This window comes from Acinetobacter sp. C13 (assembly GCF_016809775.1).
Lineage (GTDB): Bacteria > Pseudomonadota > Gammaproteobacteria > Pseudomonadales > Moraxellaceae > Acinetobacter > Acinetobacter pittii.
Genome location: NZ_JAFBJL010000001.1, coordinates 630,740 through 653,511 on the forward strand (window position 1 = coordinate 630,740; position 22,772 = coordinate 653,511).

A 22,772-nucleotide genomic window follows, 5' to 3' on the forward strand; every position below is an offset into this window, starting at 1 on the left:
TTAAACATTAAGCCTCGCGAGCAACTAAAGTTAAAATGTCGTAAGTTGCGACAAGTTCACCGCGTTGGTTTTTGACTTTAATATCCCATACCACAACGCCATGCGCAGGTTGAGACGGGTCTTTTTGTGGTTTAGGTGTTTTTTGCTTACAGGTGAGTTCAACTTGGATTGAGTCACCAATTTTAACCGGTTCAACAAAACGTAAGTTGTCCATACCATAATTGGCAATCACAGGACCTTGTGCTGCATCTACAAATAGACCTGCTGCGGCAGACACAATGAAATATCCATGTGCCACACGTTCACCAAAGAAAGACTCGGCAGCTGCAATTTTGTCGGTATGTGCATAGAAGTAGTCACCGCTTAAACACGCGAAATTGACAATATCTGCCTCGGTGACTGTACGGCGCGCTGTTAATAAACGTTCACCAATCACTAACTCATCAAAAGACTTTTTAAATGGATGTACGCGGTCTTCATTAACTTTTGAGCCAGCAGTCCATGAGTGGGTAATTTGTGTCAGACTGTTTGGAGAGCCTTGAATTGCAGTGCGCTGCATATAATGTTTAACCGCGCGAATACCACCTAACTCTTCACCGCCACCTGCACGGCCAGGGCCGCCGTGTACTAAATGTGGAAGTGGTGAACCATGTCCTGTACTTTCTTTTGCCGATTCTGCATCGAGTACATGCACACGTCCATGCCAAGGCGCAATTTTTTGAATAATCTGCTCAATATTCTCATCGTTATTTTTAACGACAGAAGCCACTAAGCTACCTTCACCACGTGAAACAAGGTCAGCTAGTTCTTCAATGTTTTGATATGGCATGAGTGTACATACCGGACCGAAAGCTTCCGTGGTATGAACATTCGTCGCTTGTAAAGGCTGTTCGCACACCAATAAAGTTGGAGCGAAAAAAGCACCTTTTTCAGGATGATCTGCATTAAATGTAAAGCTATCGTTGCCACCAAAAACAATTTTTGCATCTTTGCTGAGTTCGGCAACCTTTTCTGCAACGTCATGTTTTTGTTTAATGCTCGCTAAAGCACCCATGGTGGTTTCTTCTTTTTGAGGGTCGCCCACCACAACTTTAGCAAGTTTGGCAGTTAGCTTTTCTTGCACAGTCGCTAACAAGTTTTCAGGAACAAATGCACGACGAATTGCAGTACATTTTTGGCCTGCTTTGGTAGTCATTTCACGGAAGACTTCACGCACAAATAAATCGACAGTTTCTTCATTTGCCTCAGGGCTTAAAATTGCACTGTTTACCGAGTCGGCTTCCATACTAAATGGAATCGAATATTTATTGAGGTGAGGGTGGTTACGTAGTTTTTGGCCTGTGTAGGCAGAACCTGTAAAGGTCACACAGTCTTGTGGACCTAACTGTTCTAACAGGTCATAAGTCTGACCGCAAATGAGTTGTAGTGCGCCTTTTGGTAAGACATGTGTTTCCTCAATGGCTTTTACAACTGCTTGAGTTAATTGGGCACCATCGGTTGCTGGTTTCACAATACATGGCACGCCTGCAAGTAGCGTCGGTGCAATCTTTTCAAGCATTCCCCAAATTGGGAAGTTAAAAGCATTAATATGAACAGCAACACCTGCTTTAGGACTTAAAATGTGTTTAGCGCCGAAAGTCCCATTTTTAGATAATTGAATCCAGCTATCTTCAGTAATAATTTTTTCATCATTGAGTTCACGGCGAACCAGACTTGAATAAGCAAATAATGTCTGGATCCCACCTTCAATATCAATCCACGCATCTTTACGAGTTGCGCCTGTCGCATAAGCAAGTTTGTAGAAGTCTTCCTTACGTTCAAGTAAATGTTGGGCAATTTGTTTTAATGCATTGGCACGTTGGTGAAACGTCCAGTTAGCCAGTTCTGAACCATTCTGTTTGGCATACTGAACAACACGTTTCATATCTATGCCATGACTACTTACGGCATAAATCGATTCACCTGTAATGGCATGATAAACGGTACGTAATTCTTCGTCAGACGAATGCCATGTTCCATAGACATAAGAAGCAAGATGAGGCAGTTGATGCTCAGACTGCTGAAAATCTGTGTCAGTTGAGGTTCCTTCTAGGTGTGCTTGTTCAAGCATGACCAAACTCCTTTTTATTTGATACATCAATTATGAAAATTGCAAAAATATGATTCATAATTTCAGATTAATTTGTCTAAAAGTCAACTTTATTTTGATTTGTAAACGTAAAAATATTTTTTGTTTTTAATTAATATTTATTAATTTCAAATATTTATTTCTTGTTTATTGATTGGATTTAATTTGATACTAAAAAAGTGATTGACTTTGTTTTTAGTGTATCGAAAAATAGATTCAAGGGTGATGCCTACAGGGAATGAAAGAATGGAAAACAATTACCAGAAATTTGAACAAAATATTGCCAATGAAATTACGATCGAGGCTAAGGATCAAATGCCCGATGCCTATCGCAAAACATTGATTCGTCAAATCGGGCAACATGGCCATTCTGAAATTGTAGGTATGTTGCCTGAAGGAAACTGGATTACTCGTGCGCCAACTTTAAAACGTAAAGCGGTTTTACTCGCGAAAGTACAAGATGAAGCAGGTCATGGTTTGTATTTGTACAGTGCGGCAGAAACCTTAGGTGCTGACCGTGATGACATGATGGAAAAATTGATTAATGGGAAAATGAAATACTCATCAATCTTTAACTATCCAACTTTGACTTGGGCGGATGTCGCTGCAATTGGTTGGCTTGTCGATGGGGCAGCCATTGTGAATCAAGTTGCGCTTTGCCGTACTTCATATGGGCCATATGCACGTGCAATGGTACGTATTTGTAAAGAAGAAAGTTTCCATCAACGTCAAGGTTTTGAAGCGATGATGGCTTTGGCGAACGGTACGCCAGAACAAAAACAGATGGCACAAGATGCGGTAAATCGCTTTTGGTGGCCAGCACTGATGATGTTTGGTCCAAGTGATGAGCATTCTCCAAACAGCGCACAAAGCATGGCGTGGAAAATCAAACGCTTTAGTAACGATGAATTACGTCAAAAATTTGTCGATAACACCGTGCCACAAGTACAGCAACTTGGCTTGGAAGTACCGGACCCAGATTTAAAGTTCAATGAAGAAACAGGCCACTATGAGTTTGGCGAGATTGACTGGCACGAATTTAATGAAGTAATTGCCGGACGTGGACCATGTAATCACGAGCGTATCGAAGCACGCCGTAAAGCATGGGAAAACGGCAAATGGGTTCGTGATGCAGCAGTGGTCTACGCGAAAAAACAGCAGCTTGAAGCGAACAAAGTGGCTTAACAAGATTTATGGAAAAATTTGAGGAAATCAAAATGGAAGATAAAAACAACTGGTCGCTCTACGAAGTATTTGTACGTAGTAAACAAGGCTTAAGCCACCGTCATGTAGGCAGCTTAAGAGCACCGGATGATGAAATCGCATTGCAACATGCTCGTGATGTTTATACGCGCCGTAACGAAGGAATTAGCATTTGGGTGGTTCGTTCAGAACTGATTAAGTCATCACAGCCAGATGAAAAAGCTGAATTTTTCGATCCTTCTCTAGACAAGGTTTATCGTCATCCGACTTTTTACCATATCCCAGACGGCATTGAGCACATGTAAGGGGAATGGCAAATGAATCATTCAGTTTTATCTAAATTTTTATTACATATTGGCGACAGCCAACTGGTTTTATCTCAGCGTTTGGCTGAATGGTGCGGGCATGCACCTGAGCTAGAAATTGATATTGCCTTAGCAAATATCGGCTTGGACTTGTTAGGTCAAGCAAGAAACTTTCTGACTTTGGCTGGTCAATATGATGAAGCTAAGCGTGATGAAGACCAGCTTGCGTATTTCCGTACTGAGCGTGAGTTTTTAAACCTCTTGTTGTGCGAACAACCGAATAGTGACTTTGCACAAACGATTGTACGCCAGTGGTTGATGGACCATTACCATCTTCATTTATTTACTGCTTTAACACAAAGCTCACTTCCTGAATTAAGTGCGCTTGCTGTGAAATCTTTAAAAGAAGTGAAGTATCACATCCGCTTTTCGACAAGCTGGATGGAGCGTTTAAGTTTAAGCACAGATGAAGCGCATCAACGTGTACAAGACGGATTAAATAATTTATGGCGCTTTACCGCTGAGTTATTTGAACTGAGTGCAGACGAACAAGCACTAGTTGCACAAGGCGTGATTCCAGATTTTTCAAATGAAAAAGAGCAATGGAACCAAACCATTGCAGATGAACTTAAGCGTTTTGAATTAAATGTTGCTGTGAACGGTGCTTATCGCCGTGGTGCGAAACAAGGATTGCATACCGAGCATTTGGGTTATTTGTTGGCTGAAATGCAATGTATTCAAAGAACTTATCCGGGCATGACCTGGTAAGACAAGGAGGTGAGCCATGCAAATGATTCGTCATTGCATCGACCAATGTTGGGACGTTCTACAAACGGTCAGTGATCCTGAAATTCCGGTTTTATCGGTTGTCGATTTGGGCATGATTCGCGGTGTAGAGATTAACGATCAACAAGAAATTATTGTTCGTCTAACTCCGACATATAGCGGTTGCCCAGCAACAGATATGCTCAAAGCACAAATTGTTGAGGCATTTACCGCAGAAGCTTTGACACCGGTCAAAGTCATGGTCGATTTATCAGAAGCATGGACCACGGACTGGATGACTGATGCGGGTAAAAAGAAACTACAAGTTTATGGCATTGCACCACCTGAAGGGTTGGCGCATCAATGTGGAACTCACGTTCATTTAAATGATGGTGTCGAGTGCCCACGTTGTAAAAGCCGACATACCCGACTGTTAACAGAGTTTAGCTCCACCGCCTGTAAAGCACTTTATAAATGTCAGGACTGTCTTGAGCCTTTTGATTACTTCAAATGTATTTAAGTCTTTAGATAAGGAAATCAGCCATGAGCCAATTTGTACCATTAAAAGTAAAAAGTATTACGCCGCAAACCGATCAGGCAATTTGTATTGCATTTGACGTTGTACCTGAACAACAAGAACAATTTCAATTTCAACCGGGACAACATTTAACCATTCGCCATTTAACTGAAGCGGGTGAAATCCGCCGTTGCTATTCAATTTGTAGCTATGCGGGCAAAGAGGACATCAGTATTGCGGTTAAAAAAATTGATCAGGGTCAATTTTCAAACTGGGTAAATGACCATTTAAAAGTGGGCGATGTGCTTGAAGTCATGCCACCACAAGGTGTGTTTTTTCAAAAAGCAGCCAAGATCGGCGGACAAAACTATTTAGGCGTTGCTGCGGGCAGTGGTATCACGCCAATTTTATCGATTGTTAAGCAAGTTTTGTTTGAACAACCTGAAGCAAAATTTACCTTGCTCTATGGCAACCGCTCATGGAAACAAACCATGTTTGCCGAGCAAATTATGGATTTGAAAGATCAGTTTAAAGAACGCTTTCAACTCATCAATATCTTTTCTCGTGAGTTCAACGATAGTGAGCTAATGAACGGTCGTATTGATGCAGAAAAGCTAAAACAGCTTTTTGATTTTGAAGTGCTTGAAACAAACTTCGACCATGTGTTTGCCTGCGGTCCAGACGAAATGATGAATGCCGTAGAAAATACTTTACCGAACTTTGGTATTGCCAAAGAGCGCATTCACACTGAACGTTTCCATACAGGACAAGCGCGTAAACGTAGTGTTGAAGCAGATGCAAACCGTAAAGAAGAAAAAGTAAACATCATTTTAGATGGTCGTGAACTGATTGTTTCTGTGGCTCAAGATGATGAAAGTATTCTTGATGCGGCTTTACGTGCAGGTGCTGACTTACCGTATGCCTGTAAAGGTGGGGTATGTGCGACCTGTCGCTGTAAGGTGCTTTCAGGCGAAGTCGACATGTTCCTTAACTATAGTCTTGAAGAAGATGAAGTTGAAAAGGGCTATGTGCTGAGCTGCCAGACCTTACCAAAAGGCTCAAATGTTCGTTTGAGTTTTGATGAGTAGAGGCTGTTATGCAAGAGTTAATCAAAGCCAGCACAGCAACTGACGGTGTTTTGTTATTAACCTTAAACCGTCCAGAAAAAAGAAATGCTTTAAACAATGCAACATTGCAGTATTTGTGCGAGTTGCTCGAAGAAGCTGAACATAATGCTCAAGTCAAAGCGGTGGTTTTAACGGGTAACGCTCAGTGTTTTGCGGCTGGAGCAGATCTTAGTGAGTTGGCTGCAATGGATGCCGTGTCTTTGCAACTCGATATTCGCCCGAAGCTTTGGCAAAAAATTGATGCGTTTAGTAAGCCACTCATTAGCGCAGTCAATGGCTATGCCTTAGGCGCTGGGTTTGAGTTGGTTTTGCATTCAGATATGGTGATTTGCGGTGAAAATGCCCGTTTTGCTTTACCTGAAATTAGCCTTGGTATGTTGCCGGGTGCAGGTGGAACACAGCGTTTAGCGCGCTTGGTTGGACAACAGCTTACCATGCGCTGGGCCATGACAGGTGAAATGATTTCGGCAAAGCAGGCAGAGCAACATGGCATTTGCAGTCAAGTGGTGCCGACCGAATTAACCGTCGAATATGCGGTTCAACTTGCAGCCAAAATTGCCAAACAAGCGCCTTTAGCGATTCGTGTGATTAAACAATCAATTAAAAGTATTCATGAAACAACGTTAAGTCAGGGACTTAAGTTTGAACGTCAAAACTTTGTCTGGCTGGCGGCTACAAAAGATCGAAACGAAGGGATTAATGCTTTCTTTGAGAAAAGAAAGCCAGTGTTTAGAGGTGAGTGATGGACTATCAAAATATTATTGCTGAAGAAAAAAATGGTGTTGGCTACCTGACATTTAACCGCCCAAAAGCACTGAATAGCTTTAACGTTGATATGCATCGTGAAGTGGCTGAGGTTTTAAACCTGTGGACTAAAAATCCGGAAGTTCGCTGTGTTGTGATTAGTGGTGAAGGCCGTGGCTTCTGTGCAGGGCAAGATTTAGGTGATCGTGTAGTAGACCCAAATGCTGAAGCTCCAGATTTAGGATATTCCATTGAAACTTACTATAACCCGCTCATTAAAACGATTGTAAATATGCCAAAGCCTGTGATTTGCGCCGTAAATGGTGTGGCAGCAGGTGCAGGGGCAAATATTGCTCTGGCGTGTGACTTGGTGATTGCAGCTAAATCGGCAAACTTCGTACAAGCATTTTGCCGCTTAGGTTTAGTTCCAGACTCGGCTGGTACATGGTTTTTACCTCGTGCTGTAGGTCATGCGCGTGCGATGGGCTTGACCTTGTTAGGTGACAAGCTACCAGCAGAAACCGCAAAAGAATGGGGCATGATTTGGGATGTTGTTGAGGACGCCGAGCTTAAAACAAAAGTGACTGAACTCGCTGAACGTCTAGCGAAACAACCTACTTTTGGTTTATCTCTTATTAAAAAAGCCATTCATCAATCAAGTAATAACACCTTTGATGAGCAAATGCTGTTAGAGCGAGATTTACAACGTATTGCGGGTCGTTCAGAAGATTATCGTGAAGGGGTACAAGCCTTTATGAATAAACGTGAACCAAATTTTAAAGGGCGCTAAGCATGACAGATTTAGACTTATCTCGTGCCGGAATTGCCGTTATTGGTTCTGGCACCATGGGTATCGGCATTGCTCAGTTAGCCATCATTAATGGGCACTCGACCATTTTATATGATCTGGACGCTCAAAAAGCGCAACAAGCTGTTCACGGCTTGGGGCAAACGTTTAAAAAGCTGGTTGAAAAGAGCAAGCTCACACAGCAGCAAGCTGATGAAGCCTTAGCGCGTTTAACTGTGGTCAATCAAGTTGAAGCGCTGCGTGATGCCGACTTGGTGATTGAAGCTGTTGTTGAGAAAAAAGAAGTTAAACAGTCTTTATTTAAGCAACTTGCTGAAATTTGTAGTGCGCAAACCATTTTTGCAAGCAATACATCTTCAATTTCAGTGACTGCAATTTCGGCGGGCATTGCTCACCCTGAGCGTGTAGTAGGTTTACACTTTTTTAACCCTGCGCCAGTCATGAAACTGGTTGAAATTGTACAAGGCTTAAAAACACCAAACAGCTTATGTTTGGCTCTAAAAAACTTGATGTTGAATTGGAAAAAAATTCCAGTACTCACCAAGTCGACTCCTGGTTTTATTGTTAACCGAATTGCTCGTCCGTTTTATGCAGAAGGCTTTAGAGCACTGCAAGAACAAGTCACTAGCTATGACCAACTAGACTATGCTTTAAAGCAATGCGGCGGTTTTGCGATGGGGCCGTGTGAACTCACCGACCTCATTGGGCAAGATGTTAACTTTTCGGTGACCCAAAGCGTTTACCAAGAGTTTTTTTACGAACCACGCTACCGTCCAAGTCTCATTCAAAAGGAATTGGTCGATGCAGGTGCTTGGGGCCGTAAATCAAAACAGGGTTTCTATAGCTATAACGAAAAAAATCAGTACGAGACATTTCAACCTCAAGCTGTGGTTGCCAAACCAGTTGATGCCCATATTCAGCTAAAAGGGACTTGGTCTCAGCTACCTGCTTTTTTAACGCGTTTAGGTTTAAAAAGCGGATCTGCGAGCGACGACAATATCCTTCAAATTGATGATATCGACTTGCGTTTAAGCCAAGGTGAGTCTGCCAATATTCATTACTTAAGCCGTAAAGTGGTTTTAATGGATTGGCATCATGATTTTGCACAGGCAGAGGCTTTAGTACTCAGTCATAACGAACTTTGTGAAGCAAGTGATCTGGCTAAAGTTGAAGCTTACTTTGCGCAGTTTGGTATTAGCGTGATGTGGATTAAAGACCATCCGGCACTGTTAACCTTACGTACCATCGCTTTACTCATTAATGAAGCCTGCGAAGCAAGTTTACATGGTGTTGCGAGTCTGGAAGATATTGATAATGCCATGAAATATGGAGTGAATTATCCTAAAGGCCCTTACCAGTGGTTGACACAAATGGGTGGCGCTTATGTGCTCCAAACCTTAAATAACTTATATGCACTGTATGGAGAGGAAAAATATCGCGCGAGTATCTACCTCAAGCAATATGTAGCAAAAACTCAAAATATTGCTACCCAATATTCACGTGATATGACCGAATTTGCATAATCAGGAGTCAACATGGAAGACGTTTTAATTTGCGATTTTATTCGTACCCCAATTGGACGATATGCAGGTGCCCTAAGTGCTGTACGTGCAGATGATTTAGCTGCATTGCCGATCAAATATTTAAAAGATAAACACCCGAACCTACCGTGGAATACGGTAGACGAAGTGTTTTTGGGATGTGCCAACCAAGCAGGTGAAGACAACCGTAACGTTGCACGTATGGCAACACTGTTAGCAGGCTTACCTGATACAGTTCCAGCCATGACCGTCAATCGTTTATGTGCCTCGGGTTTAGATGCGGTAGGACTTGCAGCACGCTCAATTAAAGCAGGTGAAGCGCAGTTCGTGTTGGCAGGTGGTGTGGAATCAATGAGCCGTGCACCATTTGTACAAGCTAAACCAACTGAAGCATTTAGCCGTACACCTGAAATTTATGACACCACCATTGGCTGGCGCTTTGTAAATAAGCAACTTAAAGCACAATACGGCATCGACAGCATGCCCGAAACAGCCGAAAATGTAGCTGAAAAATATCAGATTAGTCGTGAAGACCAAGATGCGTTTGCATTGCGTAGCCAGCAAAAAACGGCTGCGGCACAACAAAACGGTTTCTTTAACGAAGAGATTTTGCCTGTCGAGATTGTAGACCGTAAGAAAAACGTGGTTGTGGTGAACCGTGATGAACATCCGCGTGAAACGACACTTGAAGCACTCGCTAAGTTAAAAGCGCCATTTAAAAAAGAAGGTGGCTCGGTGACTGCCGGAAATGCCTCTGGTGTAAATGACGGCGCTGCGTGTGTGTTAATTACCAACCGTGAATTTGCAAATACACATGGTTTAAAACCTTTAGCACGCGTGATAGGCATTGCAAGTGCAGGGGTTGAACCCAAATATATGGGTATAGGCCCTGTTCCGGCTGTGCAGAAAATTTTAAAGCAGACAGGTTTAACGCTAGATCAGATGGATGTGATTGAGCTGAATGAAGCATTCGCAGCCCAATCTTTGGCTTGTATGCGTGAACTCGGTCTAAAAGATGACGATGAACGTGTTAACCCGAATGGTGGTGCGATTGCACTCGGACATCCGCTCGGTATGAGTGGTACACGTTTAGTGATTACGGCAACACGTGAGCTAAAAAAACGCGGTGGACGCTATGCACTTTGCACGATGTGTGTAGGTGTTGGACAAGGCGTAGCACTGATTTTGGAAAACTTAAATTAATTCAGACGGTTTTTAAAATTACATAATGAGGAGAGAGGCGATGGACAGCCTTACAATGGATAATGTTGAGCAATTAACACTTGCAGAGCTTAGAGAGCTGCAAACGAAACGGTTAAAACGAACCCTGACTTTTGTATATGAAAATAGTCCGGTCTATAAGAAAAAGTTCGATGAAGCGGGTGTACATCCTGATGACTTCGTGACTTTAGACGATCTGGCGAAGTTTCCATTTACCACCAAACAGGATTTAAGAGACAACTATCCTTTTGGAATGTTTGCCGTACCGCAAGAGCAAATTGTGCGTTTACATGCATCATCGGGCACAACGGGTAAACCGACCGTGGTGGGTTATACCCAAAAAGATATTAATACTTGGTCTGACATTGTTGCGCGTTGCTTACGCATGGCAGGTTTAACCGCGAAAGATATGGTTCAGGTGGCTTATGGCTATGGACTGTTTACAGGTGGACTAGGTGCACATTATGGTGCCGAGCGCTTAGGTGCGACGGTTATTCCAATGTCTGGCGGGCAAACTGAAAAGCAAGTTCAGCTTATTCAAGACTTTAAACCGACTGCAATTATGGTTACGCCATCGTATTGCGTAAGTATTATTGAAAAGCTCGAGCAACAATTTGGTACTGCGCGTAATACGTCTTTAAAAGTCGGTATTTTTGGTGCTGAGCCATGGACCAACGAACTGCGCCGTGAAATTGAAGAACGTCTTAATATTAAAGCGCTCGATATTTATGGTTTGTCTGAGGTGATGGGGCCAGGCGTTGCGATGCAGTGCTTAGGCGAGGGCGAGGGATTAACGATTTGGGAAGATCATTTCTACCCAGAAATTATTAATCCTGAAACAGGTGAAGTTTGCAAGGATGGCGAACTTGGCGAGTTAGTCTTTACCACCATTACCAAAGAAGGCTTACCGATTATTCGTTACCGTACTCGTGATTTGACCCGCTTACTACCGGGTGAAAATCTGGCAATGCGTAAAATGGATAAAATTGTGGGCCGTAGTGACGACATGCTGATTATTCGCGGTGTGAACGTTTTCCCGACTCAGATTGAAGAGCAAATTTTGCAAGTTCCGCATTTAGTTCCAAATTATGAAATTTTGGTGACTAAGAAAGGCCATATGGATACTTTGCATATTCGTACAGAGATGTGTCATAACTGTAATATACAGGCCAATCAACTTGCTCAGGAGTTGATGAAACGCATTAAAACCATGATTGGGATTAGCGTTACTGTAGAAGTTGTGACAGAAGCGACCTTACCTCGTTCGGAAGGAAAGGCAAAGCGGGTAATCGATATGCGTCAGATTGCTTAACATCAAGATCATTCAGGGTATAGAATCTATACCCTGAAACTAAACGCCAAGACATGAGTATGAGTGCAAAAATACAGCAAATAATTGATTCTGTTGTAAAGAATGAAACCTTAAGTGGAACTTCGCTTATTTCGACAATTTTTGGAGATTCAGTACTTCATCGGGGTGGAAACATTAGTCTTGCGAGCCTGATTCAGTTATTAGAGCTATTTGGTTTTAATGACCGCGCTGTAAGAACCTCTGTTTTTCGTTTAGTTAAAAATGATTGGTTATGTTCAGACAAAATCGGCAGAACCAGTTTTTATCGAATTACCGATTCAAGCCGTTCGACTTATTTGCAGGCCGAGCAACGCATTTATAACGATCAGATGAAAGAGTGGGACCATTATTGGGATCTTATTCTGATGTCTAGCCTCGACACTGAAAATAAAGCGTTGTTAAAGAAAGAACTTGAATGGTTAGGATTTGCCAATATTTCGACAAACCTAATGGCTTATCCGGGTTGTAACCGTATTGAACTGCAACGCTTGTTGGTTGACTTAAATATGAGTGAGCAAGTGGTGGTGTTTAAAGCCGAAACCTTGCAGCTCTTTAATAATTCGGTTGATACCATTGGTCGTATGCTTAGAACCAACTGGCCCATCGATGAATTGCGCCAAAGATATTTACAGTTTCTCGATATTTTTAGAGAAATTGGCGTGTTGCTGATGCAGGAAAACGAACAACTCGAACCTGTTCAGGCCTTTCAGATTCGAACTTTGCTGATTCATTATTATCGACGGATTTTATTGAAAGACCCTGCATTACCGCTTGAATTGTTGCCAACTGACTGGCCTGCGATTAGTGCACGAACTTTATCAATGAATATTTATAAAAAAGTATTTGAACCTGCGGATGAATACTTCTTGTCTGTTGCCGCAACAGCAGAAGGACCAATGCCAAATGCCACAGCACATTATTGGCGTCGTTTCGGAGGTTTGGTGGCGACAAATGAGAGGTTAAATCATGCCTTGTTATAGTATTGACGGTGTTATTCCTGTCGTAAGCCCAGAGGCTTTTGTACACCCAACCGCTGTTTTAATTGGTGATGTGATTATTGAAGCGGGCGTATATGTGGGGCCATTTGCTTCATTGCGTGCAGATTTTGGACGTATCCACATTAAGCAAAATGCCAATATACAAGATAGCTGCACCGTACATGGTTTTCCGCAAAGCGTGACTTTAGTTGAGGAAATGGGGCACATAGGGCATGGGGCAATTTTGCATGGTTGCCGCATTGGAAAAAATGTTTTAGTCGGCATGAACAGCGTGATTTTGGACTACGCTGAAATTGGTGAAAACACCATTATTGGGGCAAATAGTCTGGTCAAAACTAAAGATGTTATTCCGGCAAATGTATTGGCAATGGGAAGTCCTGCCAAGGTTGCACGTGATTTATCAGAACAAGAAAAAAAGTGGAAAACCCGCGGCACGCAAGAATACATTGAGCTTGCACAGCGCTGCTTAAACTCAATGCAAGAAGTTCAGCCTTTAAGCTCAGAGTTGAATGACCGCCTGACCTATAAGGACTTTAGTTCTTCAAACTATCAGATTAAACAAGATAGTGTTTAACGGCTTTTAATCAGTCGATTTCAATACAGATAGATTCATAACATTTAAGGAATACTCGCACGAGTAGGGAGACGTTTGTGCAAAAAATGGAAACCACTGCGGTTGATCAATTCGCAGAGCTTTTGGGTGTACAAGTGCTGCATCGCAGTTTTGATGAAGCGCGTTGTCAACTTAATGTGAAAGACGAACACATGAATGCCTTGGGCGGCGTGCATGGTGGTGTCATATTTTCTTTAGCCGATATTGCTTTTGCGATGGCTTGTAATGCAGGGGATGCGCCATATACTGGCCTACAGGCGGATATTCGTTATATGAGCGGTGCGAAAGATAAGGTGTTATTTGCAGCGGCAACCAAGGTCGGCAGTAGTAAAAAATTCGCGCATTATGAAGTGGTGATAACAGACGGTTTGAATAATAGAGTCGCTTTATTTACGTCTACTTGTTACAGACTTGCGCCGTGATATGTGGTTATTTGGTAATTAGTTCTAGAGTAAAACTTAAATTAATAATAACGTTGAATAAGCTGGTTATTTTGAATGATGTACTTAAATTGTGATATATACCAATAATTATTTAATTATAAATGATTTTATTTCTATACTTTATATAGCACCAATTAAATTAGATAGCCCCATGTTTGGGGCTATCATTATTAATTTAGTTCTAGCTCAAAATTTTCTTTTGGTAACGTTTGTTTCACGCTTTTTAGAGCCAAACTAATTTGTTCTGCAATTTTTGTAACAACAGGAACTACAACGGAATTTCCCATTTGACGGTACATTTGAGTTCTTGATACTGGAATAGCGAAATCTTTAGGGAATCCCATAATAGCTTTGCATTCATTTGTTGTTAAAAGGCGGACACCAGTTTCCCCGTCTTTAACAAAAGTACCAGTTAATCGCTGAATCTTGTGATAAGTAGAAACTAATGTTTTAACAGCTCCAGTCGTATTTTTATCAATTAAAGTAGGCTTACCATCGTCTTTTTTGAAAAGATAAGTTTTTTGTAAGTGCTCTGAAATACTATATCCATTTACATTACTTTCTAGAACCTCCCCAATATCTTTAGAAATCATTGGCGGTTTAGGAAATTCAAATTTGATATTGTGATTTAGGAAAGCAACTAAATAAAAACGTTTACGCTTTTGTGGTACACCAAAATGACTCGCATCTAGTACAGTATGGTGAACCTTATATTTCATATCTTCCAATGTATTAATGATTACTTTTAATGTATTTCCGTCATCATGATTAATTAAGCCAGGAACATTTTCTAAAAATAGAACAGGTGTCTTTTTTGTTTCTATGATACGAACAATTTCATGGAACATTGTTCCTTGAGTTGGATGTTCAAAACCTTCTCTTTTACCAATATGACTAAATGGCTGGCATGGAAAACCTGCACATAGAATATCATGCTGCGGAATACTACCAGCTTCAATCTTTGTAATGTCTCCAAATGGAACTACACCAAAATTTGTATAATACGTGAATTTTGCAAAGGTATCTATTTCAGAAGAGAAAACACATTTTCCGCCATTTATTTCAAATGATTGCCTTATTCCACCAATACCTGCAAATAAGTCAATAAATTTAAAATCACTATTGGCAGCATGTTTTCTTTCTTCAATATGTGTAATCTCTGCTAATTCTTCAGCATTTTTACTAATTTGATTCAGGCTATATTTATCAAAAAACTCTTTTTTGCTTGTTTTTTGAACGTTTAATTCATCAAAATTAATTTTATCTTTTAGTTTATCTTGAAGGAAAGAGTAATACGCAGGGTGCATATCAGTTTTACCTGCTTCCCATTGTTGCCATGTCTTATCACTAACTTCAATTATTTCAGCAGCTTGCTTTTGAGTTAGATTCAATTTTTTACGAATCAATTTTAATAATTCAGGTTTCATAGTCGGACAAAATCTATATTTTTCCTAATTATCCGTATAAATGTTTTGTTTAGCAAGATCTTATATGATTTTACGTTTTGCATGTAGAAAAAATGAGCTCATTACTTCTTACTTTATATCAAAAATACAATATTCAGCAGATTGTGAACCCAGGTGCATTAACTGATGCCTTAGGTGATGTATATGAAGATTTTATAGAAGCTATATTTAAAGACATATTAACGCTACAAAGTTGGCCAGCTAATTCATTGGAATACGATATTGCAAATAAAATCTTAAAGTATCTAAACTTAGATATTTCTCAAATACTTACCATTTCATCTAGTCGTAAGGGAATTCCTCCAACAGCAAATGGGGGGACTCCTAAGACCGATGTGTATCTGACTATCTTTTTAGTAAATGGTACTACTCGTTTAGTACCATTGAATGTAAAGCAGTCTACAGTGCCTAAAGTATCTTTTGCGGAATATGATGTTGCTACGATTATAAATGACTTATCTATTACTGATCCAATATTGATTTCTCTTTTAGAAAAGCATCAAACGGATGCGAGTGCCAAAAATTTTACACCAACAGAACGAATATACCTAAGAACAAATTTAGCCCCTCATGTTCGCGACTTGGTCAGATGGTGTATTACATTAAATGCAAAACCAACATATGAAGATATTCGATATCCTGAATATGTAATTCGTTTTGATTTACATCACCCTAAAAATAGCGGACATTTAGGAAACACCTTTAAGGCTGTAAATGTATATGATATCGAAGGATATATTGACAAAATTATGTTAAATCTTAAAGGGCAGCCGAGAAGTGGCGGTTTTGGTACAGGATTAAGTTGGACTTATGCAACAGGGAGTAAAGGGAAGAAAATTCAGTTTAAAGGATAATAAATTATAAAGTTTCTTTAAAATAAAAAGAACTTTATAAGTAATCTTTCGAGCTCAAATAAAACAGCCTCCCAAGGCTGTTTTTATTTCTCAACTTAACAATAATCCACTCATTATTTAGCCTTACTTTTCTAATGATTTAATTTAAAACAAATGGCATTTTGCGTGCTTGACTGCAATAGGGTTGGGCACTATTCTTTGCCTGCTGGCCTACATTGCCAGTCGGTCGTCGCGGACCGTGTTGAAAGATCGCATCAGAGTTATTCCTTCTGAGGGATAGTCTTATGCGTGAACTCCTCGTCTCCTCCCGTTGCGGTAGGATGATCTGACCCCATAAAGTTGGACAGTTAATTAAGCAGTTTTTATAAACTGATTTCTATATTGTACAGGGGATAATCCTTGTAGCTTCACCTTGATTCTCTCATGATTATAATAATGAATGTACTCTCGTATAGTTTTCTCTAACTCATCAATTGATTGAAATTTTTCACCATGAAAGCACTCCGATTTTAATATTCCAAAGAAGCTTTCTATTACAGCATTGTCCAAACAATTTCCCTTACGAGACATACTTTGAATTAAACCGTGTTGCTTTAATTGCTGTTGGTAATGAGCCATTTGATATTGCCATCCTTGATCTGAATGGAGAATTGGTTTCTCATGTCGCTTAAGTTTAGCTAAAGCATGAATGAGCATATCTTTCACTAACTCATAATTGAGTTTACGTTGGATTCGGAAGGTAATAATTTCCCCATTAAATAAATCTATAATTGGAGATAGATAAAGTTTTTCACCTTTTAAATTAAATTCCGTTACATCAGTTGCCCATTTTTGATTTGGGAGATTTGCTTTAAATTGCCGTTGTAAAACGTTATCAGCTATTGTTCCTACACAGCCACTTTTATATGAACGATATTTTAGTGCTCTGATACGTGACTTCAGCCCCATAGATTTCATGAGGCGATATACACACTTGTGGTTAATCATTATTCCTATATGTTTCAGAGCAAGAGTAATTCTACGATAGCCATAGCATCCCTTATGCTTGTGATATATGGACTTGATCTGCTGTTTTAACTCAGTATATTTATCCTTAGAGCGTACAGCTTTCATGTGATAGAAATAAGTACTACGAGCGATCTTGGCAATACTGAGTAAGAGCTTTAATGGATAAATTTGCCTTAATTCTGAAATAACTTGAACACTGTCTGCAGTAGAAATTGAATTTAGGTACGTTGCTTCAGTTTTAAGGCTTTTAGCTTTTTTAAAAAGGCAACCTCTGCACGTAAAGCGGTCACTTCATCAATGAGCTCCTGCTGAGATTTATCTTTGTCATCTTTTACAGGCTTGGTTATTTTAGTTTTATCTTGTTTAACCATATTGTTATAAATCCTCGTGGTATTAAACCCAGCAATCCTTTCTTTATAATACTGAGCTAGCCACCTTCTTAAAATTGACGTCCCGCTCAGATTTAACCTTCTTCTAACTTCTCTTACAGGTACCTTATCAAGAAGCATTTGTACAGCCTTGATTTTAAATTCGGAAGAGTAGTAGGTTTTTTTAGTTTTAACATTTAAGCCATCTTCACCTTGTGCCTTATAGTTTTCAATCCATAGCCGGACTGTTTGGAGATCTACATTAAATTCTTGTGAAAGGATTTTATAGCCTTTACTTCCATCTAAATAAGCCTGAATGACTTTTAATTTTAACTCTTTTGAATGCTTTGGAACTGGCATAGGACACACCTCATAAGTTTAAAAAGTCTAACTTATGGGGTGCAGTTCAGGACGGGAGAGGGACACCTTCGGGTGTGCTGGTTTATCTTTCCCAGTCCGCGAACCCTTTCTCGTTCTGCCACCATAATTTAAATGTCGGCAGAACTCCCCATAAAAAGGAGTTGGCTTTGCACATCCATTATTTCTTGGCTCTCGAAGCCAAAAGCTATAACGACACAGCTTAAAAATTAAAGCAGCTTGATCGCCCTAAGGTTTTCAGGCTTAAAGTCATTTTTACTTAAAACTTAGCAACAACAAAACTTGAGATGTGCCAAGCACAGTCTTTACGGCTTTGCTGTGCCTTTTTTTCTCCCAAAAAGGGCACAGGCTTTTTTATCTCATTTACAAACAACAAGAATTTATAACGGTAAAACTATGCCAAAGTTAGTGCTTTCTTCCCGTGCCATACACGTCATCGACAAGTCGATTGATTTATTTCACCATCGTGGCTTTCATACCGTTGGAGTAGATCGAATTGTCAAAGAATGTGAAATTACTAAAGCGACTTTTTATAACTTTTTCCATTCAAAAGAGCGGTTTATTGAAATCTGTTTGATCGTGCAAAAAGAACGTTTAAAAGAAAAAGTGGTCTCAATTGTTGAGTATGCCCAAGACACAAGCGCGGCCGATAAACTCAAACAGCTTTATTTCTTACATACCGATGTAGAGGGGATGTACTACCTATTATTTAAAGCCATGTTCGAAACGAAACTGACCTATCCAAAAGCCTATATCACCGCAGTGAGATATCGCACATGGCTGCTGAATGAAATTTATAGCCAGCTGATAAAACTAAAAACCGATGCGACTTTTCAGGACGCCAAACTATTTTTATATATGGTGGAGGGCACAATTATTCAGCTTTTAAGCTCAGATGGGGCAATTGATCGGGAAAAGATGTTGGATTGTTTCCTTAATGCAAATAAGGCGGTCAATGCATTTGAATATAAGCAATAAACGTTGGCTTTGAATATTAAAAAAGCCTTGTTCCAGTGGGCAAGGTTTTATCTATTTTAAGCTTGTTTGTTCAGTTCAGGGGGTAAATGCTGCACCAAATAATCTATTGCAAGGCGGGTTTTTAGTGGCATAAAAGGCAGTGTAGGCCATACCAAATGAATCGGAAAAGCAATGCTAGACATGGTTTCTAACACTTGTACCAGCTTACTGTCCTGTAATTCATTTTGAATGAGCCAATCGGGCAGCCAAGCGATACCAGCTCCAGCAAGCGCTGCATTTTTAATGGCTTGTAAGTCATTTAAAAGAAGTTTTGCTTTGGGTTTTATAAATAAAGGTTCGTTATTTTCCTTTTGAAGTCGCCATTTTTGCATTTGACCAAAATGCGGATCGGCAATCGTGGCGTGCTGGTCTAAGTCTTCAATATGTTCTAATGGACCTGCTTCATTTAAATAGTCAGGTGAGGCACAAAGTAGCATTCGATGTTCACCAATCTGTTTGGCAACGAGTTGAGTGGTGTCAGGTAACGCCCCGATGCGGATGCATAAATCAAAACCTTCTTCAACCAAGTCTACATTTCGGTCATTAAATGAAATTTCTAGCTGTAAGTCCGAGTGCTGTTGAGCAAATTTAACCATGAGCGGGGCAGCAAAGAGTTGCCCGAACAACACTGGCACAGACATTCTTAAACGGCCTGTTGCGTTTATTTTCCCTTGGTCTAATAACGCCGCCGCATTTTGTATTTCACTTAACGCTCGGAGGCTATGCTCATAAAACAAAGCACCTTCGTCAGTCATGCTGAGCGAACGTGTTGTTCTTTTAAATAAAGCAACGCCAAGCTGATCTTCAAGACGAGCAATATTTTTACTAATGGCTGAGCGAGTTAAATGCAATTGCTCGGCAGCTTTTATAAAACTTCCAGCTTCAACCACAGTCACAAATATAGATATTGCACTTAGTTCATGTTGCATTATTGTTGCCTAAATGGAACCAATATTAAGAAATAATATCACCACTGTTGAATTTATTGTGGAGTTAATATGGTTTCATCAAAAATGTGGAGATGGTCATGGCTAAAATATTGGTATTAAAATCCAGCATTATGGGTGAGGGTTCACAAACCAATCGCCTAATCGATGTAATGCTTGAACACCGTAAAGACCAAGGTTTGCAAGATGACATCACCATACGCAATTTGGCTGAAATGAACCTACCTGTATTAGATCTGGAAATTTTTCAGGCGCTTCGTGGGGCTGAAAATATAAATCAAGACATTCAGCAGAATGTTGCTTTGTCTGATGAATTAATTGCTGAATTAAAAAGTGCTGATTTACTAATTATTGGCGCACCCATGTACAACTTAAATGTCCCGACTCAACTCAAAAACTGGTTTGACTTGGTGGCACGTGCAAGACAAACATTCCGCTACACCGAAACTTATCCTCAAGGTTTGGTGGAAGGGGTAAAAGCGGTGGTGGTAAGTAGTCGGGGTGGTATTCACGTGGGCCAAGAAACTGAGGCAGTCACGCCTTATCTCAAAGCGGTGTTAGGGCTAATGGGCATTCATGACGTCGATTTTATCTATGCAGAAGGCTTAGACATGCAGGCCTATCGCAGCAACGCTTTAGATTTGGCAAATCAGCAAGTTAAAGAATTCGCCATTTAAAATCATGAGTTGAAACTCTTGTACTTCTAATAGATAACAAGAGTTTCTAAGTCTATTTAAATTACATTCCTGAGTTCATTTGCCGTGTTGCGCAGCAATGGCAAAATTTGCTGAACCAAATAATCTTCTTGTACACGGTTGGTTTGCGACATACAGTTAAGCGCAGCAATGGCTTGACCTTGTGCATTAAATACAGGCACTGCAATCGCAATTACGCCAAGCTCATGTTCTTCTTTAGAAAGACAATAATCCGATAAAGAAATACCCTTAAGTACTTCAAAAAACTTTGACTCATCTACAATGGTAAACGGGGTCAAACGTTTTAAACCGTATTTTTTTACCCATGTATGTTGGGCTTCTTCGGGCAGTGCTGCCAGCAATACTTTACCTGTAGACGTGGCATGGGCAGGCAGTCGGTTTCCTAAATGCATGCCATACGGGCTTACACGTAAATTATCTTGCTGTGGTAAATAGCTACGCGCAATTGGCACCACTTCGTTATCGTCTAACACCACAATTGAAAAAGTCAGAGACGTCTGCGCACACAAAAGATTTAAAAATGATTGAGCAACTTTAGGCAGGTGGGCAGAGCTTAGATAAGAGCTCGAAAAGCGCAGCACGCGATGCGTGAGCCAAAAGTAATGTTCATCTGTTTCTAAATAGCCTAAGTATTTTAAAGTTTTAAGATAACGCCTTGCTGCTGTACGACTAATACCGGTTCGCTCGGCTACTTGAGTGACATTAAGCCGCTGGCGATCCGTTCCAAAAGCTTCGAGTAAAGCTAAGCCTTTTGCTAACCCTGCAATGTAGTCTTCTTGACGAATTTTCTCATGCGAGTTTGGGTGCTCTAAAAAAGCATCGAGAGAAGGCATCCTTTCATTCCTGTTATTTTGGTTGTTTCTGTCCGCTATTCGGACAAACTAAATGATAAACGGTTATTTTCGTCTTGGATACATAGTGCACAAAACTTAAAGCCAGTAATTTAAAAGTCAGGATGAAACAAGGATGAAGTTATGGATATTTTAAAGACACAGGTTGCAATTATTGGATCTGGACCAGCAGGGTTATTGCTTGGGCAACTTCTATATAAAGCTGGCATCGACCATATTATTGTTGAGCAACGTAGTGCTGAATATGTGGCTTCGCGGATTCGTGCAGGAATTTTAGAGCAAGTTTCAGTCGACTTACTGAAACAAGCAGGCGTTGACCAAAACCTAAAAGACAAAGGATTACCGCATTCAGGCATCGAAATCTTAACCAATGGTGAATTGCATCGCGTTGATTTGGCTGCACTCACGGGTGGCAAACAAGTGACCGTATATGGTCAGACCGAAGTCACCAAAGATTTAATGACTGCGCGTGAAGCAGAGCAGCTCACTTCATTTTATGAAGCTCAAAATGTACAAGTGAAAGATTTTTACACTGCACCAAAAGTTGAGTTTGAATACCAAGGTAAAGCCTTTCAAATTCAGTGTGACTTTATTGCTGGTTGTGATGGCTACCACGGTGTCTGCCGTGCCAGCGTGCCAGACGATAAAATTAAAACCTTTGAAAAAGTTTATCCGTTTGGCTGGTTAGGGGTGTTGGCCGATGTGCCACCTGTAGCCGATGAACTCATTTATGTACAGTCAGAGCGTGGATTTGCTTTATGTAGTATGCGTTCAGAAACACGTAGCCGTTATTATTTACAAGTCCCTTTAACAGATCACGTCGAAGATTGGTCGGATGAAAAGTTCTGGGATGAGCTAAAAAACCGCCTAGACCCTGAAAGCCGCGAAAAGCTAGTGACAGGACCTTCTATTGAAAAAAGTATCGCGCCGTTGCGCAGCTTTGTGACCGAGCCAATGCGTTTCGGAAAACTATTTTTAGCAGGTGATGCTGCGCATATTGTTCCACCGACAGGAGCAAAAGGCCTTAATCTCGCGGCTTCTGATATTGCTTATTTATCAAGTGCGCTTGTTGAATATTATGTCGAAGGTTCCGAGCAAGGTATAAATGAATACTCTGAAAAATGCCTACAACGTGTATGGAAAGCTGAGCGTTTTTCTTGGTGGATGACTCATTTATTGCATCGTTTTGAAACTGAAAGCGAGTTTGATCATAAGATTAAACAAGCCGAGTTAAGTTATGTGCTTGGCTCGATCGCAGGTAAAACCACATTGGCCGAAAACTATGTCGGTTTGCCTTATGAGATTAAGCAAATTGATAGTTTCAAGCACGCAAGCTAAAGACTAAGTAAAAATAAAAAGGGCATGCAAATGCTCTTTTTTTATGTAAAAAACTGGATGGAATA

The 22,772-nt window shown here is 40.5% G+C and carries 23 protein-coding genes; 17 read left to right on the top strand and 6 right to left on the bottom strand.

From position 1 onward, the window contains the following. Positions 1 to 7: 7 nt before the first annotated feature. The gene (paaZ, locus tag JGE69_RS03130) at positions 8 to 2,110 is read right to left on the bottom strand and encodes a phenylacetic acid degradation bifunctional protein PaaZ (RefSeq protein WP_002133253.1); all 2,103 of its coding nucleotides are present in this window, start codon (positions 2,108 to 2,110) and stop codon (positions 8 to 10) included. Between the two features lie 264 nt (positions 2,111 to 2,374). Between paaZ and paaA the strand changes: the two genes are divergently transcribed. From paaA to JGE69_RS03195, 13 genes are all read left to right on the top strand, one after another. After that, a complete protein-coding gene (paaA, locus tag JGE69_RS03135; protein WP_000431130.1) occupies positions 2,375 to 3,313 on the top strand; it encodes a 1,2-phenylacetyl-CoA epoxidase subunit PaaA in 939 nt (312 codons plus the stop codon). A gap of 32 nt (positions 3,314 to 3,345) precedes the next feature. Beyond that, positions 3,346 to 3,636, top strand: a complete 291-nt coding sequence (paaB, locus tag JGE69_RS03140; RefSeq protein WP_000389648.1) for a 1,2-phenylacetyl-CoA epoxidase subunit PaaB — start codon at positions 3,346 to 3,348, stop codon at positions 3,634 to 3,636. Positions 3,637 to 3,648: 12 nt separating this feature from the next. Continuing rightward, positions 3,649 to 4,404 (top strand): 1,2-phenylacetyl-CoA epoxidase subunit PaaC, encoded by a 756-nt coding sequence (paaC, locus tag JGE69_RS03145; RefSeq protein ID WP_199112248.1) that lies wholly within the window; start codon positions 3,649 to 3,651, stop codon positions 4,402 to 4,404. 16 nt (positions 4,405 to 4,420) lie between these two features. Further along, on the top strand, positions 4,421 to 4,921 hold the full coding sequence (gene paaD / locus JGE69_RS03150) for a 1,2-phenylacetyl-CoA epoxidase subunit PaaD (protein WP_199112249.1): 501 nt from the start codon (positions 4,421 to 4,423) through the stop codon (positions 4,919 to 4,921). 23 nt (positions 4,922 to 4,944) lie between these two features. Beyond that, positions 4,945 to 6,006: a 1,2-phenylacetyl-CoA epoxidase subunit PaaE gene (paaE, locus tag JGE69_RS03155; RefSeq protein ID WP_199112251.1), complete on the top strand. Its 1,062-nt coding sequence runs from the start codon at positions 4,945 to 4,947 to the stop codon at positions 6,004 to 6,006. An 8-nt stretch (positions 6,007 to 6,014) separates the two neighbouring features. Beyond that, complete coding sequence (locus tag JGE69_RS03160) at positions 6,015 to 6,788, top strand: enoyl-CoA hydratase-related protein (protein WP_199112252.1); 774 nt, start codon at positions 6,015 to 6,017, stop codon at positions 6,786 to 6,788. Beyond that, complete coding sequence (gene paaG / locus JGE69_RS03165; protein WP_114183224.1) at positions 6,788 to 7,579, top strand: 2-(1,2-epoxy-1,2-dihydrophenyl)acetyl-CoA isomerase PaaG; 792 nt, start codon at positions 6,788 to 6,790, stop codon at positions 7,577 to 7,579. Before JGE69_RS03160 ends, paaG begins: the two co-directional genes overlap by 1 nt. A 2-nt stretch (positions 7,580 to 7,581) precedes the next feature. Then, positions 7,582 to 9,120 carry a 3-hydroxyacyl-CoA dehydrogenase gene (locus JGE69_RS03170; RefSeq protein WP_199112253.1) on the top strand — a complete coding sequence of 513 codons (1,539 nt, stop codon included), beginning with the start codon at positions 7,582 to 7,584 and terminating at the stop codon, positions 9,118 to 9,120. A gap of 12 nt (positions 9,121 to 9,132) precedes the next feature. Then, complete coding sequence (gene pcaF, locus JGE69_RS03175) at positions 9,133 to 10,341, top strand: 3-oxoadipyl-CoA thiolase (RefSeq protein ID WP_199112254.1); 1,209 nt, start codon at positions 9,133 to 9,135, stop codon at positions 10,339 to 10,341. A 40-nt stretch (positions 10,342 to 10,381) separates the two neighbouring features. After that, complete coding sequence (gene paaK / locus JGE69_RS03180; protein ID WP_199112255.1) at positions 10,382 to 11,671, top strand: phenylacetate--CoA ligase PaaK; 1,290 nt, start codon at positions 10,382 to 10,384, stop codon at positions 11,669 to 11,671. A 53-nt stretch (positions 11,672 to 11,724) separates the two neighbouring features. Next, the gene (gene paaX / locus JGE69_RS03185) at positions 11,725 to 12,690 is read left to right on the top strand and encodes a phenylacetic acid degradation operon negative regulatory protein PaaX (protein ID WP_000062822.1); all 966 of its coding nucleotides are present in this window, start codon (positions 11,725 to 11,727) and stop codon (positions 12,688 to 12,690) included. Beyond that, positions 12,677 to 13,282 (top strand): DapH/DapD/GlmU-related protein, encoded by a 606-nt coding sequence (locus JGE69_RS03190; protein WP_199112256.1) that lies wholly within the window; start codon positions 12,677 to 12,679, stop codon positions 13,280 to 13,282. The genes paaX and JGE69_RS03190 overlap by 14 nt, the downstream gene beginning before the upstream one ends. A gap of 77 nt (positions 13,283 to 13,359) precedes the next feature. Further along, positions 13,360 to 13,743 (top strand): PaaI family thioesterase, encoded by a 384-nt coding sequence (locus JGE69_RS03195; RefSeq protein WP_199112257.1) that lies wholly within the window; start codon positions 13,360 to 13,362, stop codon positions 13,741 to 13,743. 191 nt (positions 13,744 to 13,934) lie between these two features. Here the strand turns inward: JGE69_RS03195 and dcm are convergent, their stop codons facing one another. Beyond that, the gene (dcm, locus tag JGE69_RS03200; protein ID WP_199112258.1) at positions 13,935 to 15,191 is read right to left on the bottom strand and encodes a DNA (cytosine-5-)-methyltransferase; all 1,257 of its coding nucleotides are present in this window, start codon (positions 15,189 to 15,191) and stop codon (positions 13,935 to 13,937) included. A gap of 92 nt (positions 15,192 to 15,283) precedes the next feature. Between dcm and JGE69_RS03205 the strand changes: the two genes are divergently transcribed. Next, a complete protein-coding gene (locus JGE69_RS03205; protein WP_199112260.1) occupies positions 15,284 to 16,084 on the top strand; it encodes an MspI family type II restriction endonuclease in 801 nt (266 codons plus the stop codon). 351 nt (positions 16,085 to 16,435) lie between these two features. On the opposite strand, the gene JGE69_RS03210 is transcribed toward JGE69_RS03205, so the two are convergent. Both JGE69_RS03210 and JGE69_RS03215 read right to left on the bottom strand, forming a co-directional pair. After that, complete coding sequence (locus JGE69_RS03210; RefSeq protein ID WP_155726865.1) at positions 16,436 to 17,305, bottom strand: IS3 family transposase; 870 nt, start codon at positions 17,303 to 17,305, stop codon at positions 16,436 to 16,438. A gap of 5 nt (positions 17,306 to 17,310) precedes the next feature. Further along, on the bottom strand, positions 17,311 to 17,820 hold the full coding sequence (locus tag JGE69_RS03215; RefSeq protein WP_199112139.1) for a helix-turn-helix domain-containing protein: 510 nt from the start codon (positions 17,818 to 17,820) through the stop codon (positions 17,311 to 17,313). Between the two features lie 414 nt (positions 17,821 to 18,234). Between JGE69_RS03215 and JGE69_RS03220 the strand changes: the two genes are divergently transcribed. Further along, positions 18,235 to 18,816, top strand: coding sequence for a TetR/AcrR family transcriptional regulator (locus tag JGE69_RS03220; protein WP_199112262.1), 582 nt, complete (start codon positions 18,235 to 18,237; stop codon positions 18,814 to 18,816). Between the two features lie 56 nt (positions 18,817 to 18,872). On the opposite strand, the gene JGE69_RS03225 is transcribed toward JGE69_RS03220, so the two are convergent. Next, the gene (locus tag JGE69_RS03225; protein ID WP_199112263.1) at positions 18,873 to 19,784 is read right to left on the bottom strand and encodes a LysR family transcriptional regulator; all 912 of its coding nucleotides are present in this window, start codon (positions 19,782 to 19,784) and stop codon (positions 18,873 to 18,875) included. A 98-nt stretch (positions 19,785 to 19,882) separates the two neighbouring features. Between JGE69_RS03225 and JGE69_RS03230 the strand changes: the two genes are divergently transcribed. Continuing rightward, positions 19,883 to 20,479, top strand: a complete 597-nt coding sequence (locus JGE69_RS03230; RefSeq protein WP_199112264.1) for an NAD(P)H-dependent oxidoreductase — start codon at positions 19,883 to 19,885, stop codon at positions 20,477 to 20,479. A gap of 56 nt (positions 20,480 to 20,535) precedes the next feature. Here the strand turns inward: JGE69_RS03230 and pobR are convergent, their stop codons facing one another. Further along, positions 20,536 to 21,351 carry an IclR family transcriptional regulator PobR gene (gene pobR / locus JGE69_RS03235; RefSeq protein ID WP_057086190.1) on the bottom strand — a complete coding sequence of 272 codons (816 nt, stop codon included), beginning with the start codon at positions 21,349 to 21,351 and terminating at the stop codon, positions 20,536 to 20,538. A 141-nt stretch (positions 21,352 to 21,492) separates the two neighbouring features. On the opposite strand from pobR, the gene pobA reads away from it, so the two are divergent. Beyond that, positions 21,493 to 22,707, top strand: a complete 1,215-nt coding sequence (pobA, locus tag JGE69_RS03240) for a 4-hydroxybenzoate 3-monooxygenase (protein ID WP_199112265.1) — start codon at positions 21,493 to 21,495, stop codon at positions 22,705 to 22,707. Positions 22,708 to 22,772 lie beyond the last annotated feature (65 nt).

Coding starts and splice junctions, on each gene's coding strand:
- pobR (WP_057086190.1), bottom strand. CDS start 21,351: ATGCCTTCTCTCGATGCTTTTTTAGAGCACCCAAACTCGCATGAGAAA.
- paaC (WP_199112248.1), top strand. CDS start 3,649: ATGAATCATTCAGTTTTATCTAAATTTTTATTACATATTGGCGACAGC.
- JGE69_RS03220 (WP_199112262.1), top strand. CDS start 18,235: ATGCCAAAGTTAGTGCTTTCTTCCCGTGCCATACACGTCATCGACAAG.
- paaA (WP_000431130.1), top strand. CDS start 2,375: ATGGAAAACAATTACCAGAAATTTGAACAAAATATTGCCAATGAAATT.
- JGE69_RS03225 (WP_199112263.1), bottom strand. CDS start 19,784: ATGCAACATGAACTAAGTGCAATATCTATATTTGTGACTGTGGTTGAA.
- paaZ (WP_002133253.1), bottom strand. CDS start 2,110: ATGCTTGAACAAGCACACCTAGAAGGAACCTCAACTGACACAGATTTT.
- paaB (WP_000389648.1), top strand. CDS start 3,346: ATGGAAGATAAAAACAACTGGTCGCTCTACGAAGTATTTGTACGTAGT.
- paaG (WP_114183224.1), top strand. CDS start 6,788: ATGGACTATCAAAATATTATTGCTGAAGAAAAAAATGGTGTTGGCTAC.
- JGE69_RS03160 (WP_199112252.1), top strand. CDS start 6,015: ATGCAAGAGTTAATCAAAGCCAGCACAGCAACTGACGGTGTTTTGTTA.
- JGE69_RS03170 (WP_199112253.1), top strand. CDS start 7,582: ATGACAGATTTAGACTTATCTCGTGCCGGAATTGCCGTTATTGGTTCT.
- paaE (WP_199112251.1), top strand. CDS start 4,945: ATGAGCCAATTTGTACCATTAAAAGTAAAAAGTATTACGCCGCAAACC.
- dcm (WP_199112258.1), bottom strand. CDS start 15,191: ATGAAACCTGAATTATTAAAATTGATTCGTAAAAAATTGAATCTAACT.
- JGE69_RS03190 (WP_199112256.1), top strand. CDS start 12,677: ATGCCTTGTTATAGTATTGACGGTGTTATTCCTGTCGTAAGCCCAGAG.
- paaK (WP_199112255.1), top strand. CDS start 10,382: ATGGACAGCCTTACAATGGATAATGTTGAGCAATTAACACTTGCAGAG.
- paaX (WP_000062822.1), top strand. CDS start 11,725: ATGAGTATGAGTGCAAAAATACAGCAAATAATTGATTCTGTTGTAAAG.
- JGE69_RS03215 (WP_199112139.1), bottom strand. CDS start 17,820: ATGCCAGTTCCAAAGCATTCAAAAGAGTTAAAATTAAAAGTCATTCAG.
- pobA (WP_199112265.1), top strand. CDS start 21,493: ATGGATATTTTAAAGACACAGGTTGCAATTATTGGATCTGGACCAGCA.
- pcaF (WP_199112254.1), top strand. CDS start 9,133: ATGGAAGACGTTTTAATTTGCGATTTTATTCGTACCCCAATTGGACGA.
- JGE69_RS03205 (WP_199112260.1), top strand. CDS start 15,284: ATGAGCTCATTACTTCTTACTTTATATCAAAAATACAATATTCAGCAG.
- paaD (WP_199112249.1), top strand. CDS start 4,421: ATGCAAATGATTCGTCATTGCATCGACCAATGTTGGGACGTTCTACAA.
- JGE69_RS03230 (WP_199112264.1), top strand. CDS start 19,883: ATGGCTAAAATATTGGTATTAAAATCCAGCATTATGGGTGAGGGTTCA.